This window comes from Streptomyces sp. NPDC055254 (assembly GCF_053606025.1).
Window position 1 is genome coordinate 1 of the sequence record NZ_JBSGQV010000024.1, and the last position, 13,674, is coordinate 13,674.

The 13,674-nt window shown below is 70.6% G+C and carries 14 protein-coding genes and 1 pseudogene; 8 read left to right on the forward strand and 7 right to left on the reverse strand.

Features of this window, described 5'->3' with window-relative positions; all coding sequences use genetic code 11:
* The first annotated feature begins 574 nt into the window (after positions 1-574).
* The 3 genes and pseudogenes from ACWFQ8_RS21840 to ACWFQ8_RS21850 all read left to right on the forward strand — a co-directional run.
* Positions 575-1,414 carry an alpha/beta fold hydrolase gene (locus ACWFQ8_RS21840; RefSeq protein WP_453787927.1) on the forward strand — a complete coding sequence of 280 codons (840 nt, stop codon included), beginning with the start codon at positions 575-577 and terminating at the stop codon, positions 1,412-1,414.
* Positions 1,415-1,521: 107 nt separating this feature from the next.
* A complete protein-coding gene (locus tag ACWFQ8_RS21845) occupies positions 1,522-2,355 on the forward strand; it encodes an alpha/beta fold hydrolase (protein ID WP_453787928.1) in 834 nt (277 codons plus the stop codon).
* Positions 2,356-2,993: 638 nt separating this feature from the next.
* Positions 2,994-3,095: pseudogene (locus ACWFQ8_RS21850) on the forward strand (VapC toxin family PIN domain ribonuclease); the annotation flags it as partial.
* 9 nt (positions 3,096-3,104) lie between these two features.
* On the opposite strand, the gene ACWFQ8_RS21855 reads toward ACWFQ8_RS21850, so the two are convergent.
* Both ACWFQ8_RS21855 and ACWFQ8_RS21860 read right to left on the reverse strand, forming a co-directional pair.
* Complete coding sequence (locus ACWFQ8_RS21855; RefSeq protein ID WP_453787929.1) at positions 3,105-3,524, reverse strand: arsenate reductase ArsC; 420 nt, start codon at positions 3,522-3,524, stop codon at positions 3,105-3,107.
* Between the two features lie 49 nt (positions 3,525-3,573).
* Positions 3,574-4,203, reverse strand: a complete 630-nt coding sequence (locus ACWFQ8_RS21860) for an arsenate reductase/protein-tyrosine-phosphatase family protein (RefSeq protein ID WP_453787930.1) — start codon at positions 4,201-4,203, stop codon at positions 3,574-3,576.
* A 76-nt stretch (positions 4,204-4,279) separates the two neighbouring features.
* Here ACWFQ8_RS21860 and ACWFQ8_RS21865 point away from each other — a divergent pair, with 76 nt between their 5' ends.
* The 3 genes from ACWFQ8_RS21865 to ACWFQ8_RS21875 are packed head-to-tail and all read left to right on the forward strand — an operon-like array spanning position 4,280 to position 6,473.
* Complete coding sequence (locus ACWFQ8_RS21865) at positions 4,280-4,594, forward strand: ArsR/SmtB family transcription factor (protein WP_453787931.1); 315 nt, start codon at positions 4,280-4,282, stop codon at positions 4,592-4,594.
* Positions 4,595-4,629: 35 nt separating this feature from the next.
* Positions 4,630-5,421 (forward strand): aquaporin, encoded by a 792-nt coding sequence (locus ACWFQ8_RS21870; protein WP_453787932.1) that lies wholly within the window; start codon positions 4,630-4,632, stop codon positions 5,419-5,421.
* Positions 5,418-6,473: an ArsO family NAD(P)H-dependent flavin-containing monooxygenase gene (locus ACWFQ8_RS21875; RefSeq protein ID WP_453787933.1), complete on the forward strand. Its 1,056-nt coding sequence runs from the start codon at positions 5,418-5,420 to the stop codon at positions 6,471-6,473. The genes ACWFQ8_RS21870 and ACWFQ8_RS21875 overlap by 4 nt, the downstream gene beginning before the upstream one ends.
* Positions 6,474-6,663: 190 nt before the next feature.
* Here the strand turns inward: ACWFQ8_RS21875 and ACWFQ8_RS21880 are convergent, their stop codons facing one another.
* Genes ACWFQ8_RS21880 through ACWFQ8_RS21890 form a run of 3 tightly spaced genes read right to left on the reverse strand, consistent with a single transcriptional unit; the run spans position 6,664 to position 8,664 of the window.
* Positions 6,664-7,161, reverse strand: a complete 498-nt coding sequence (locus ACWFQ8_RS21880; RefSeq protein ID WP_453787934.1) for an N-acetyltransferase family protein — start codon at positions 7,159-7,161, stop codon at positions 6,664-6,666.
* Positions 7,158-7,529, reverse strand: coding sequence for an ArsR/SmtB family transcription factor (locus ACWFQ8_RS21885; protein ID WP_453787935.1), 372 nt, complete (start codon positions 7,527-7,529; stop codon positions 7,158-7,160). The genes ACWFQ8_RS21880 and ACWFQ8_RS21885 overlap by 4 nt, the downstream gene beginning before the upstream one ends.
* 46 nt (positions 7,530-7,575) lie before the next feature.
* The gene (locus tag ACWFQ8_RS21890) at positions 7,576-8,664 is read right to left on the reverse strand and encodes a flavin-containing monooxygenase (RefSeq protein WP_453787936.1); all 1,089 of its coding nucleotides are present in this window, start codon (positions 8,662-8,664) and stop codon (positions 7,576-7,578) included.
* A gap of 104 nt (positions 8,665-8,768) precedes the next feature.
* On the opposite strand from ACWFQ8_RS21890, the gene ACWFQ8_RS21895 reads away from it, so the two are divergent.
* Both ACWFQ8_RS21895 and ACWFQ8_RS21900 read left to right on the forward strand, forming a co-directional pair.
* Positions 8,769-10,124 carry an NAD(P)-binding domain-containing protein gene (locus ACWFQ8_RS21895; RefSeq protein WP_453787937.1) on the forward strand — a complete coding sequence of 452 codons (1,356 nt, stop codon included), beginning with the start codon at positions 8,769-8,771 and terminating at the stop codon, positions 10,122-10,124.
* 5 nt (positions 10,125-10,129) lie between these two features.
* Positions 10,130-11,338 (forward strand): MFS transporter, encoded by a 1,209-nt coding sequence (locus ACWFQ8_RS21900; protein WP_453787938.1) that lies wholly within the window; start codon positions 10,130-10,132, stop codon positions 11,336-11,338.
* 748 nt (positions 11,339-12,086) lie between these two features.
* On the opposite strand, the gene ACWFQ8_RS21905 is transcribed toward ACWFQ8_RS21900, so the two are convergent.
* Positions 12,087-12,275 (reverse strand): hypothetical protein, encoded by a 189-nt coding sequence (locus ACWFQ8_RS21905; protein WP_453787939.1) that lies wholly within the window; start codon positions 12,273-12,275, stop codon positions 12,087-12,089.
* Positions 12,276-12,425: 150 nt separating this feature from the next.
* A complete protein-coding gene (locus ACWFQ8_RS21910) occupies positions 12,426-12,950 on the reverse strand; it encodes a hypothetical protein (protein WP_453787940.1) in 525 nt (174 codons plus the stop codon).
* Positions 12,951-13,674 lie beyond the last annotated feature (724 nt).

Here is a 13,674-nt window from a genome sequence, read left to right on the forward strand (position 1 = left end):
CAAACGCGACTACATCTTCAACGGCACCCTGGCCACCGCGGCCATCGTGATCTGGCTCCGCGACCTCATCAAAGAGCCACCAGACACTGCCTAGGGCCCGGGGCCCGGTCCGGTCCTCGGGAGGCCGGATGATCGCCGTGTGCAACCAGGGGTGGAGGAGCCTCCCGTCCGTCCGCCGACAGGTCGCCACCGCCCTCTACCCCGCAGACCGGCATCCGCATCGCCGCGAGGGCCTCCCGGGCGCGTGCGACGCCCGCGAACGAGCAGCCCATTTTCGGGTGAACCGGCCCGGCCGTCCGGTCGTCGTACGAGACGAAGGACGCTCCACTCCCGGCAACCGGGCGAGAGCAGTGCCTCAGGGTCACTCGAGCCGCAGACCCGCAGCCGCACTCCCCGTACCGCTGCCGACGACGGCCACCAGCAGGCCGATCCATGCTGATCACATAGCGCGGGCGGACGTACGCGAACTCAGCCACCGGCGAGGCGACTCGGGGCCCTTTTCCTCGGACGCACCGGCCTGCTTCGCCCGCACGGTCCGTCGAGGACCATCAACCAACCAAGAGGATTTTCACGCATGCGCATCACTCACCTGGCCCGTCCGAGCCGCAGATCCGTGCTGCTCGGTGTCACCACGGCCGTAGGCCTGTCCGTCGCCGCAGTCACCCTGCCCGGTACAGCCGGCGCGACGCCCCACCACGCGACACGTCCGACGATCGTGCTGGAACACGGAGCGTTCGCCGACGCCGCGAGCTGGGACGGTGTCGTCGCCCGGCTTCAGCGCGCCGGCTATCCGGTTGTGGCCGCCGCCAACCCCCTGCGCGGTCCGGCGACCGATGCCGCCTACCTGCGCAGCGTCCTCGACCACATCGACGGGCCCGTAGTCCTGGTCGGCCACTCCTACGGCGGCACCGTCATCAGCCAGGCCGCCGCGGGCCTCGAGGACAAGGTGAAGGCTCTGGTCTACATCGCGGCGTTCCTGCCGGACGCCGGCGAGAGCTCGATCGGACTGACGAACAAGTTCCCCGGCGGCACCCTCGGCGAGGCCGTCGAGTCCGTCAACTACTCCCTGCCCGACGGCGGTCAAGGCGCGGACGTGTACATCAAGCCCGAGAAGTTCCGCAACCAGTTCGCCGCGGACGTGCCGGCGGACAAGGCCGGGCTCATGGCTGCCGGCCAGCGTCCGGTTGCCGCCGCCGCTCTGGAGGAGAAGTCCACCGAGGCCGCATGGAAGACGATTCCCTCCTGGTCGCTGGTCACCACGGAGGACCGCAACATCCCTGTGGCCGCCCAGCGCTTCATGTCGGCCCGCGCCAAGGCCCGCACGACGACCATCGACGCGTCGCACGCGGTATCCGTATCCCGCCCCGAAGCCGTCACCCGCATCGTCGAGCAGGCGGCCCGCACGGTCCGATGACCGGCGACCCCGCCCTGTCGCCCGACGCACCTCACCGCACCCGCACAGCCGTGCCCGATCGTGCACCGCACCATCAGACGCATCCACACCGGAAGGCAGAAACCACCATGGCGTTCATCACCGTCGACCAGGAAAACTCCACCAGCATCGAGCTGTACTACGAGGACCACGGCTCTGGGCAGCCGGTCGTGCTGATCCACGGCTACCCGCTCGACGGCCACTCCTGGGAGAAGCAGTCCGTCGCACTCCTGTCGGCCGGCTACCGAGTGATCACGTACGACCGGCGCGGTTTCGGCCGCTCCAGCCAGCCCACCACCGGCTACGACTACGACACCTTCGCCGCCGACCTGAACGTGGTCCTGGAGACCCTCGACCTCAACGACGCCGTTCTGGTGGGCTTCTCCATGGGCACCGGCGAGGTCGGCCGTTACCTGGGCACCTATGGATCCGACCGGATCGCCAAGGCCGCCTTCCTCGCCTCCCTCGAACCCTTCCTCCTCAAGACCGACGACAACCCCGGCGGCGTCGACGGCACCATCTTCAAAGACATCGAAGGCGCCGTAACCGCCGACCGCTACGCCTACTTCACAGAGTTCTACGAGAACTTCTACAACCTCGACGAGAACCTCGGCACCCGCATCAGCGAGGAAGCCGTCCGCAACAGCTGGAACGTCGCCGCCGGCGCCTCCTCGTACGCCTCCCTGGCCTGCGTGGCCACCTGGTCCACCGACTTCCGTGCCGACCTGCCCAAGATCGACGTACCGACACTCATCCTGCACGGCACCGCCGACCGCATCCTGCCCATCGAGGCCACCGGAGAACGTTTCCACCAGGCACTCCCGCAGGCCGACTACGTTGTCATCGACGGCGCCCCCCACGGCCTGCTGTGGACCCACGCCCAGGAAGTCACCGACGCCCTCCTCGCGTTCCTCGCCAAGTGACCGGCGGCCGACGCCCCACCTGCCGCGAGGTGGCATGCGGCAGGTTACGCACCGGGCGCGAGGCTGAGCCGTACCCCCACTGCCGCACGGCAGGCCCGTGATGCGACATCGGTCCGCGCGCAGCACGACGGCAGCACGACCGGGCAGCCGGGCGGGGACGCCGTTCGCCAGACGTTCCGACACGAGACGCCCGCACGCCCGGGCGGGCGTCTCGCCGGTTCATGCCGCTCGAGAGCTCGATGGCCAAGTACGGCACCGCGCTCTCGCACGGGAGCCAGGCCCCACCTTCCGCCGCCCGCAGGCGGGCCGGCCACACTACGGAACGTGACTGCCGCGCGGAGTCCAGGCTGTGAGGACTGGATCGCTTCGGGTGACTCGAATGCCCCAGTGGCAGGAAGAAGGGAGTTGCGTGCAGCGGTCCTGCGCTGCGGGAGGACCTGGCTGAACTGCGGTGTGGCGAACACCTAACCGTTGCCCGCCGTGCGGGATCGAGCCGGACGCAGTCGGATGGAAACGGGTGGCCATGTCCGGTGTTTCGGCATCGTCGCAGGTGAGAGGCGTCACTCCGATGGGTTCGAGTCCCACCCGCCCCACTGTGAGCCGCAGGTGAAGAAACGATCTCACCTGCGGCTTTGGCCCGCGCCGCCGGGCCGATCGACCTGTTGGTGTGCGCGACCGCGGTCCACCACGGCCACACCGTGCTCCACGGAGACAACGACTTCGCAGCCGCGGCCGGTGTCCGCCCTGGATCAGCCCTGCTTCTTGGCGTCGATCTCGGCGATCAGGCCCTCGATGAGGCCCTTGATCTCGTCGCGGATGGGGCGGACCGCCTCGACGCCCTGGCCGGCCGGGTCCTCGAGCTGCCAGTCGAGGTAGGTCTTGCCGGGGAAGTACGGGCAGGCATCGCCGCAGCCCATGGTGATGATGTAGTCGGACGCCTGCGCGGCCTCGGGGGTGAGGACCTTGGGCTGCTGGTCGGAGATGTCGATGCCCAGCTCGGCCATGGCGGCGACGGCGGAGGGGTTGATCTGCTCGCCGGGCATGGAGCCGGCGGAGCGGACCTCGACGCGGTCTCCGGCGAGGTGGCGCAGGAACCCGGCCGCCATCTGGGAACGGCCCGCGTTGTGGATGCAGACGAAGAGGACGGAGGCGACAGGAGCGGAGGACATCTTTTCTTCCTTGGGGTCGGTCGAATGCGGTTGCGAGGTGGGGTGCGGATCAGGGGGCGAGCTGGGTGAGCAGCCCGGTGATGTGCGCGTCGATGGCGTCGCGGATGTCGCGGACGAGGGCGATCGGCGCGCCGTCGGGGTCCGGCACGGGCCAGTCGAGGTAGCGGCGGCCGGGCAGGGTCGGGCCGGCATCTCCGCAGCCCATCGTGATGACGAGGTCGGCTGCCTGGACGACTTCCTCCGTCAGGGGCTTGGGGTAGGCGTCGGACAGATCCACGCCCGCCTCCGTGAGCGCCTGGGCGATGTGCGGCTCCATGACGCCCGCGGGGTCGGTGCCCGCGGAGGAGACCGCGACGGCGTCGCCCGCCCGGTGGGCGAGGAGAGCGGCGGCCATCTGGGAGCGGCCGGCGTTGTGGCTGCACCCGAACAGCACCCGCGTTCGGCCGGTTGTGAGCCCCCGGGCGGGGGCGAGGGCGTCCAGGCGCTCGGCCGTCAGCCGTTCCGCGAGCACCACGACGTGGGCGCGGATGCGGGCCCCAGCAGCGAGGCGGGTGTAAGAGTCGGCAAGGAGCCCGAGGACGGTCTCCGGCGCGAAGTGGCCGGCGTACCGGGAGGCGAGGCGGGCGGCCCCCGCGGCCAGGCGTTCGTCCGGCAGAAGGGGCGATGAGGACGTGGACATGGCGTTCCCGTTCAAAGGAGCCAATAAGGTCAGCTCGGGCTGGTGTCAGCCGCAGATGATGTGACAATATCAGCACATGATGACGTCAGTCGACACTGATCTGATCCGGGTTCTGGCCGACCCGCTCAGGCTCCGGATCGTGACCCTCCTAGCCAAGGAAACGCTCTGCACCACCCACCTCGTAGAGGAGACCGGTGCCAGGCAGACCAACCTCTCCAACCATCTGAAGGTGCTCAGAGAGGCCGGGGTCGTGGAGACGGAGCCCTGCGGACGGTACATCTACTACCGCCTGCGCCCGGAAGTCATCGAAGCCCTCGCCGGTCAGTTCGCCGACCTCGCCCGGACCGCGCGATCAACCGCCGAAGCGAACCTCAAGCGGTCCTGCCCGTAACCCGCTCTGCCTCACCTGTCCGAGGAGAACCTGTCTTGACCGCCACCGAGCCCGTCGCCGCCCCTGTAGCGGAAAGCGCCATACCCGCCGACGCGCCCCAGCCCGCACCCGGCGCGACCCCGCCCCGCACCCCGCTGATCGCCCGCGCCGCCGCCGAGCTCGTCGGGACCGCCGCACTGGTGGCGATCGTGGTCGGGTCCGGCATCCAGGCAACCGAGCTCACCCAGGACGTGGCGCTGCAGCTGCTGGCCAACTCCACCGCCACCGTCTTCGGCCTCTTCGTCCTGATCACCCTCCTCGGGCCTGTTTCCGGTGCCCACTTCAACCCGGCCGTCACCCTCGCCGAGTGGTGGACGGCTCGGCGCGGCGGCGGCGGTGTCAACGCCCGCGAGCTCGCCGTCTACGTGCCTTCCCAGGTCGTCGGCGCGATCGCGGGCGCGATCCTGGCGGACGCGATGTTCGGCGAGCCGCTGGTGAAGTGGTCCACGCACGACCGCTCGGCCGGGAACCTGCTGCTCGGCGAGGTCGTCGCGACCGCCGGTCTGATCCTGCTGATCTTCGGCCTGGCCCGCACCGACCGCCTCCGTTTCGCCCCCGTGGCGGTTGCCTCGTACATCGGCGCCGCGTACTGGTTCACCTCCTCCACCTCTTTCGCCAACCCCGCCGTCACCATCGGTCGCGCGTTCACCGACACGTTCGCGGGCATCGCCCCGGCCTCGGTGCCCGGCTTCGTCGGCATGCAGCTGGCAGGTGTGATCGTGGGCCTGGCCCTGGTAGCGGTCATCTTCATGCGCGGCACGACCGACAGCGAGCAGTCCTCCGCATGACGCGGTCCACGGACGTGGTGGTGATCGGCGGCGGCCAGTCCGGGCTCGCCGCCGGCTACCACCTGCGCCGCCTGGGCGTCGAGCACGCCATCCTCGACGCCCAGGCGGGCGCGGGCGGGGCCTGGCAGCACACCTGGGACTCCCTGCGTCTCTTCTCCCCGGCCGCCTACTCCTCCCTGCCCGGCCGCTTCATGCCCGCGCAGGAAGGTGAGGTCTACCCCGACGCGGCCCATGTCGTCTCGTACCTCGCCGACTACGAGAAGCGGTACGAACTCCCGGTCCAGCGCGGCGTGCGGGTCGATGCCGTCCACCGCGACGGCCCCTTCCTGCGGGTCGAAACCGACTGCGGCCCCTGGCAGGCCCGCGCGGTCATCGGCGCCACCGGCACCTGGACCCGTCCCTTCCTGCCCGCCGTCCCCGGCCGGCGGGAATTCGCGGGCCGACAGCTCCACACCGTGCAGTACCGCAGTCCGACCGAGTTCGCCGGGCAGCGGGTGATCGTGGTCGGCGGCGGGAACTCCGGCGCCCAGATCGCGGCCGACCTCACGGGGACCGCGGAGCTGACCTGGGTTACCCAGCGCCCGCCCCGCTACCTGCCGGACGCCATCGACGGCCGCGCGCTCTTCGACGCCGCGACCGCGCGCCGCCAGGCGCTGGACGCCGGCCGCACCGACACCGGCGGCGTGGCCTCCCTCGGCGACATCGTCGCCGTGCCGCCCGTGCGGGCCGCCCGCGACGCCGGCCTGCTGCACGCGAAGCCGATGTTCAGCCGTCTCACCACTACTGGTGTCGAATGGGCTGACGGGACAACGACCGAGGCCGACGCGGTGATCTGGTGCACCGGCTTCCGCCCCGCCCTGGCCCCCTTCACCTCACTGCGCCTGCGCGGCGCACGCGGCCACACCGCCACCGCCGGAACCCGCGCCGTGGACGAGCCGCGCCTGCACCTGCTCGGCTACGGCGACTGGACCGGCCCCGCCTCCGCCACCCTCATCGGCGTCGGCCGCCCCGCCCGCGACGCCGCCCGCCAGATCGCCGATCTGATCCGCTGACCAACCGAGTGAACATGAGGACAGGTCGGCTGAACTGCGCAGCTGATGGCCGGGTGACGGGACCTCCTGCATCCGGCTTGCGGCTTCCCGTGCACGATGATGACCCCGAGGAATTCACGCTCATCGTGGACACCCCAACGGCACTCACATACGTCGCGTACCGCCCGCCCCGCCCTGCCCTGCCGCTCACTCACATGACGCCGGGACTGCGGCGCTCCAGCAGGACCACATCCCGCCAGGTGCCGTGGTGACGGCCGATGCGTTCGCGGGTGCCGATGATTCGGAAGCCCGCACGCTCATGGAGGACGAGGCTGGCGGTGTTCTCCGGGAAGATGCCGGACTGGATCGTCCAGATACCCGCCGCTTCGGTCGAGGCGATCAACGCTTCGAGCAGGGCGCGGGCGACGCCCCGGCCCCGCGCGGCCGGGTCGACGTACACGGAATGCTCGACCACGCCCGCGTACGCGCACCGGTCCGAGACCGCGCTCGCGGCGACCCAACCGAGGAGGCTGCCGTCCTCGTCCACCGCGGCGAAGCGGTGGTCCGGCAGCTTGGCGGCGTCGAACGCCTCCCAGGTCGGGGCGGTGGTTTCGAAAGTGGCGTTGCCCTCGTCGATCCCGCCCTGGTAGATCGCCAGCGCCGCATCGGCGTGCTCGGCCAGCAGCGCGGTGATGCGCATCCCGGTCATGCCGCCTTTGCCGCGCCGGCCAGGAGTGCGCCCATCGCGGCGAGTACGGACGGCTCCACCCGGTAGTACACCCAGGTCCCGCGCCGTTCGGAGGTCAGCAGCCCGGCTTCCTTCAGCTTTTTCAGGTGGTGGGAGACGGTCGGCTGGGAGACCCCGACGTCGGAGATGTCGCATACGCATGCCTCGCCGCCTTCATGCGAGGCGACGGCGGAGAACAGACGCAGGCGTACGGGGTCTCCCAATGCCTTGAACATCTTCGCCGCCACCTCGGCCTCGCCGGCGGAGATGGCGCGCTCGGTCAACGGCGGGCAGCAGGGCACGGCGGCCTGATCGACTTCCAGAAGCGGCAGAACCTTCACATTCGACATACGTCTATGTTGACATACGTCGAACCAGGTCGGCAGGGGCAACCTGTCACGTGCGGTCCAGGAAGGCCGTAAGGCGGCGGGCCGCCCGCGCGGCATCGCGGCCTACGCCGCGCAGGGAGTTCGATGACAGGCTGCGCTGCCACTCCAGGCCCACGAAGGCCAGGCCGGGGTGGGCGAGGGAGGCTCCGTCCCGGTGACGGGGTCGGCCGGATGTGTCCAGGGCCCCGTCGATCCCGGAGAGGTAGGGCAGGTCGGGGCGGTAGCCCGTGGCCAGGACCAACGCGTCCAGCGTTTCCACGACCCCGTCGGCCCAGGTGGCCTTCTCGTCGTCCAGGCTGCGGAACATGGGCCGACGGTCCGGGGCTCCGGCGTACAGGGCGGTGCGGTAGCGGCCGTCGTCGAGGACGGGTTGGGCGGGTGGGGTGCGCAGCAGACGCCCCAGCGGTGCGGCGTCCAGCCCTGTGCGGGTCAGCCAGAACAGCAGGTCCCGGCCCAACAGGTGCTGGCGGGCGAACCTCACCGGCCCCCGGGTCGCCAGCGTCGTACGACTCACCTGCGCGAGCTCGGCTGCGATCTGCACCGCGGAATTGCCCGCCCCGACCACTATGACCCGCCGGCCGGCGAAGGAGGTCGGATCTCGGTAGTCGGCGGCGTGCAGCACCCGGCCGGTGAACGATTCCAGGCCGGGAAGTGCCGGACGGAAAGGGCGGCCGAAGCCGCCGGTCGCCGCGACGACCGCGCGTGCCGCGAGGTGCCCGCCGCCCTCCAGCTCGACGGTGAATCCGCCGCCGTTGAAGCCGTCGCCGTTGTAGCCGTCGCCGTTCGCCCTGACCGCGGCCACCCGATGGCCGGTGCGGATGTCGGCCTGGAGTCGGTCGGCGTAGGCGGTCAGATAGGCAACGACCTCGTCGCGGCGCGGGTACCGGTCCGGATCGCCGCCGAACGGCATGCCGGGCAGCGCGCTGAACCGGGCCGGGGAGAACAGGGTCAGGCTGTCGTAGTACCGCGGCCACGACCCGGCTGCCCGGTCCGACGCCTCCAGGATCACAGGGGCCCGACCTTGGCGGGCGAGGGCGTACGCAACCGTCAGGCCCGACTGGCCGCCCCCGATGACCGCGACATCCACGTGCTCCACAGAAACCTCCGATTTGATGAATGTCTATGTTGACGCTCATCGAATCAGGTGTGATCCTGGAAACGCAAGCATCGATGGATGTCGAAGCAAATGAGGAGCCTGCCGTGAACGCGCCTGCCACCACCGACCTGCCTGTCGTCGTCATCGGGGCCGGACCCGCCGGACTCGCCGCCGCTGCCCACCTGGTCGACCGCGGCATCGAACCGCTCGTCCTGGAGGCCGGCCCCGCCGCCGGAGCCGCGGTCCGCGAGTGGGCGCACGTGCGGCTGTTCTCCACCTGGGGCGAGGTCGTCGACCCGGCCGCCGAGAAGCTCCTCGCCCCGACCGGCTGGGTCAAGCCCGACCCGGCCACCTACCCCTCCGGCGGGGAATGGGCCGAGCTCTACCTCCAGCCGCTCGCCCACGTCCTCGGCGATCAGGTCCGCTACGGCGCGCGGGTCACCGGCGTCTCCCGTACCGGACGCGACCGCATCGTCGACGCCGACCGCGAGGGACAGCCCTTCGTCATCCACTACGAAACCGCCGACGGAGCCGAGCAGCGCGTCTGGGCACGAGCCGTCATCGACGCCTCCGGCACCTGGACCACCCCGGGCCCGGCCGGCGGCAGCGGACTCGCCGCCCTCGGCGAGAAGGCGGCAGCCGACCGCATCACCTACCGCGTCCCGGACCTGCGGGACCCCGCCGTTCGCGCCCGGTACGCGGGCAGGCGCACCGCGGTCATCGGCTCCGGCGCCTCCGCCTTCACCGCACTCGCCTACCTCGCGGACCTCGCCAAGGACGAGCCGGGCACCCACTCCGTGTGGATCCTGCGCCGCGGCATCAGCGGCTCGACCTTCGGCGGAGGAGCCGCCGACCAGCTGCCCGCCCGCGGCGCCCTCGGCCTCGCCGCCAAGGCCGCCGTCGACAACGGCTACGCCGACGCCGTCACCGGGTTCCGCACCGACGCCGTGGAAAGGGACGGAGAACAGGTCATCCTGGTCGCCGACGACGGGCGCCGTCTGGACCCGGTTGACGAGGTCATCGTCCTCACCGGCCTGCGCCCCGACCTGTCGTTCGTCTCCGAGCTGCGCCTGGGCCTGGACGAGCGCCTCCAGGCACCCCTGGAGCTGGCCCCGCTGATCGACCCCAACCAGCACTCCTGCGGCACCGTCTACCCGCATGGCGTGAAGGAGCTCTCCCACCCGGAGAAGGACGTCTACCTCGTCGGCATGAAGAGCTACGGACGCTCCACGGCCTTCCTCGCCATGACCGGCTACGAGCAGGTCCGCTCCATCGCCGCGGCCCTCGCCGGCGACCAGGAAGCCGCCGAGCGCGTCGAGCTCACCCTGCCCGAGACCGGGGTCTGCGGCGGCGCGGGCCTGTTCGACCAGCCCGAGGCCGCCGAGGCGACCGGTGGCGGCTGCTGCGCAGCCCCCGCAACGCTCACGATCGGCGCCCCGGCCTCTTCCGGCGGCTGCTGACCACGGTGCAACACATTCAGGCCGACGCGGCCGCGACCGGGACGGGGGTCCGGGCGCGGCCGCGCGCCGTACTGCCCGCGCTCTGCGCCACGCAGATCACCAGTTGGGGAATCGTCTACTACGCCTTCCCCGTCCTTCTCCCACGCCTGACCGCCGACACCGGCTGGTCCACCAACGCGGCAACGGGCGCGTTCTCCCTCGCACTCCTGGTCTCGGCCGTCGCCGGGATCCCGATCGGCCGGATCCTGGACCGTCGAGGTCCGCGCGCCGTGATGACCCTCGGATCCGCACTCGGCACACTCGCCCTGCTGCTCATCGCGGCCGCTCCCAACCTGACCGTATTCACCGTCGGTTGGCTGCTCGCGGGAGTCGCCATGGCAGCCACCTTCTACCCGCCCGCCTTCGCCGCCCTGACCCGCTGGTGGGGCCCCGACCGCGTCCGCGCCCTGACCATCGTCACCCTCGCCGGCGGACTGGCGTCCACCGTCTTCGCACCCCTGACGGCAATCCTCGCCGAGCACCTGAGCTGGCGGACCACGTACGCGGTCCTCGCGGTGATGCTCGCCGTCATCACCATCCCCGCGCACGCTCTGGCCTTGCGCGCCCCCTGGCCGGCCGCTCCACCGCAACCACCCGCTGTCGACCGCACTCCCCTCCCGCGCAGCCGCCCCTTCCTGCTCCTGGCAGCGGCGTTCACACTCTCCAGCTTCGCGATGTACGCGGTGGTCATGGGCCTCATCCCGCTCCTCATCGAACGCGGTGCCACACCCGTCCAAGCCGCCTGGGCACTCGGACTGGGCGGGGCAGGACAAACCCTGGGCCGCACCCTCTACGCGAGCCTGTCCACCCGCACCTCCGTCACGACCCGAACGGCCACCCTCATCGCACTCGGCGGCGCCACCACAGCATCACTGGCCCTCATCCCGGGGCCGATGCCGCTGCTCGTCGCCCTCGCGATCCTGGCCGGAGTCGTACGCGGCAACCTCACCCTGCTCCAAGCCACCGCCGTCACCGACCGCTGGGGCACCACCCACTACGGCCGCCTCTCCGCCCTCCTCGGCGCCCCCGCCCACTTCGCCGCAGCCCTCGCCCCCTGGGCCGGCGCCACCCTCGCGGGCCCCCTCGGCGGCTACCCCCAGCTCTTCCTCCTCCTCGCTGTCCTGTCCCTCGTGGCCACGATCCTCTCGCTCCTTCGCGTCCGGGTGATCACGTGACGCGTCCGCCTCGGTCGCAGAGTCGAGCGCTCCAGTGGGCACTGCCTCCCTTCAGTCGATCGCGAGCTCGCAGGCGCCGACCACTCGTCGCCACCGCCCGGCGGACGCAGGTGGTACGTGCCGGCGCCACTCCGGGCAGCAATACGACGACGCCGATTCGCCCGTCCTGGGCGGTGTCGCGGGCGAGGTCGCCGAGGCGTGGGCAGAACGGTCCGGCCGTCCCCCAAAGGGGACTCCGCCGGCCATGATCCGGGGGTCCAGCCCGCCCGGAGCAGGGAGGACGAATGGGTGATGCGGGGGCGACGCGTTGCTCCCGACAGGTCCGAGCGCCCTCGGGTGTGTACTTTTAGCCACCATCCACTTGCGCTGTGTAATCGAGTGGTCACGAAACTCAGCACGGAGGGTACGTATTCATGCACAAGCTCCAGCAGGTCGTGATCGCCGGTGTGGCCGTGGCGAGTCTGGCCGCCGTCGGCGCGGGAAGTGCTCACGCGGCGGATGCGAGTGGTCGCTCCATCCACGGCGCGAGCGTGCGGGGCGGACAAACGCCGTCAACGCCGTCCGCCCCGAGGGCTGCCCAGGTGCCGCAACTGCCGCAACTGCCCGAGCTCCCGCAGCTCCCGCGAATCGCCCTCCCGTCGCACATCGCGCAGCTCCCGCAGGCAAGGCCCCAGGCATCGCAGCAGAAGAGGGCGGCTGAGAAGAGCGCGTCGTACGCCCCGTACACCCCGTACACCCCGTACGCCCCCTACGCGCTGACGCCGAACACTCCGAACACCCCGAACACCCCGAACACGCCGAACGGTCTGAGCACACCGAATACCCCGAATACCCCGAACACCCCGAACACCCCGAACACCCCGAACGGTCTGAGCACGCCCAACACGCCCAACACACCGAATACCCCGAACACCCCGAGCGGGAACACGCCGAACACCCCGAATACTCCGAATACGCCTAGCGTTACGGGCGCACTTTAGGCGCTGTCGACGACCGAGGCCTGCTTGCCTCTTCATAACGCGACGGAGCCGCGCAGTGATTTCACTGCGCGGCTCCGTCATGTGGTCAGGTGGCGTGGTTCATCAACTCAGTTGGGGGTGTTGGGCGTGTTGGGGGTGTTCGGGGTGTTGGCTCCGGCACCACCGGGGGTGTTGGGCGTGTTGGGGGTGTTCGGGGTGTTGGCTCCGGCACCACCGGGGGTGTTGGGGGTGTTGGGCGTGTTGGGGGTGTTCGGGGTGTTGGCTCCGGCACCACCGGGGGTGTTGGGGGTGTTAGGAGTGTTCGGGGTGTTCGGGGTGTTGAGCTTGACCTTTCCCTTTCCGCCGCCCGGGGTGTTAGGAGTGTTGGGGGTGTTGGGGGTATTCGGAGTGTTGGCTCCGCCGCCACCACCCGGTGTGTTGGGGGTGTTCGGGGTGTTGGGTGTATTCGGCGTGTTGGCTCCGCCGCCACCCGGTGTATTCGGGGTATTCGGAGTGTTCGGCGTGTTAGGCGTATTCTCGGCCACCATGAGCTGGGGCGCAGGTGCCGCCATCGCCGTGGCCGGCAGTGCGATGCCTCCGGCCAGTGCCATGGAGGCTGCAGCCAGCATGATCTTGCGAGAAGTCTTCTTCATTGGTTTTCTCCATTCGATGTAGCGGGGGGTTCGGGGTTTCTCGCCTTTCTGCGGGATTCCCCGGTGAGGACCTGCTTCAAATAAACCTGACGCGGAGGGGGGCGTCATGTCACAGGGATACGTGGCTTGACACCGGAAGCCAACGTTGGTAAAAGTCGGCGCTCGGGTCCGATGGGTCTTTGCCGCGCCAGGGCGAGCGCGTTCGCGGCGGCAGCGATCAAGCCGCTTCCTCTGCCGCTCGGCAGGCAGCGGGATGAGGCCCGGCTCCCGCGCTGGCCCGGCGTGGCGGAAGATTCTGACGGCCAACGGCGGACGTCGGGGGCGGGGCGGACAGCCCGGTCAGCCCGGTCGCGGGACCGCCCGAGGGAGTTATCTGCCGGTCCCCCTGCCGGAGCCCCATGCGGTGGCTGCCAGTGTTGGGCTGGTGTGCCCGCAGCGCGCGGCATCGTGTGATCGACCGGGGAGCGCCCAGGCCATCCTCCGCGTCCGCCTGCGAGTAGGGCGGTGGAGATCGCCAACTGACGGACCGCGCGTGTTACGCCACTGCTCCGGCAGCGCACGCGGCCGTTCGGATGAGCCCGGCATCCCTAGTACTGCAACCGCATGTGTGGGTCGGGCCTCGGCGTCGGTGATGGCAGCGGCGGGCTCGGGGTTGGCTGCGGCGCCGAAAGTGTGACCAGTGCAGACGGTGCTCGTTGCCCGTGGCAGCGGGGCGCTTGCCGGG

Bases quoted from the DNA above. Each gene is read 5' to 3' on its own strand.
- ACWFQ8_RS21840 (WP_453787927.1), top strand. From the start codon at position 575: ATGCGCATCACTCACCTGGCCCGTCCGAGCCGCAGATCCGTGCTGCTC.
- ACWFQ8_RS21845 (WP_453787928.1), top strand. From the start codon at position 1,522: ATGGCGTTCATCACCGTCGACCAGGAAAACTCCACCAGCATCGAGCTG.
- ACWFQ8_RS21855 (WP_453787929.1), bottom strand. From the start codon at position 3,524: ATGTCCTCCGCTCCTGTCGCCTCCGTCCTCTTCGTCTGCATCCACAAC.
- ACWFQ8_RS21860 (WP_453787930.1), bottom strand. From the start codon at position 4,203: ATGTCCACGTCCTCATCGCCCCTTCTGCCGGACGAACGCCTGGCCGCG.
- ACWFQ8_RS21865 (WP_453787931.1), top strand. From the start codon at position 4,280: ATGATGACGTCAGTCGACACTGATCTGATCCGGGTTCTGGCCGACCCG.
- ACWFQ8_RS21875 (WP_453787933.1), top strand. From the start codon at position 5,418: ATGACGCGGTCCACGGACGTGGTGGTGATCGGCGGCGGCCAGTCCGGG.
- ACWFQ8_RS21880 (WP_453787934.1), bottom strand. From the start codon at position 7,161: ATGACCGGGATGCGCATCACCGCGCTGCTGGCCGAGCACGCCGATGCG.
- ACWFQ8_RS21885 (WP_453787935.1), bottom strand. From the start codon at position 7,529: ATGTCGAATGTGAAGGTTCTGCCGCTTCTGGAAGTCGATCAGGCCGCC.
- ACWFQ8_RS21910 (WP_453787940.1), bottom strand. From the start codon at position 12,950: ATGAAGAAGACTTCTCGCAAGATCATGCTGGCTGCAGCCTCCATGGCA.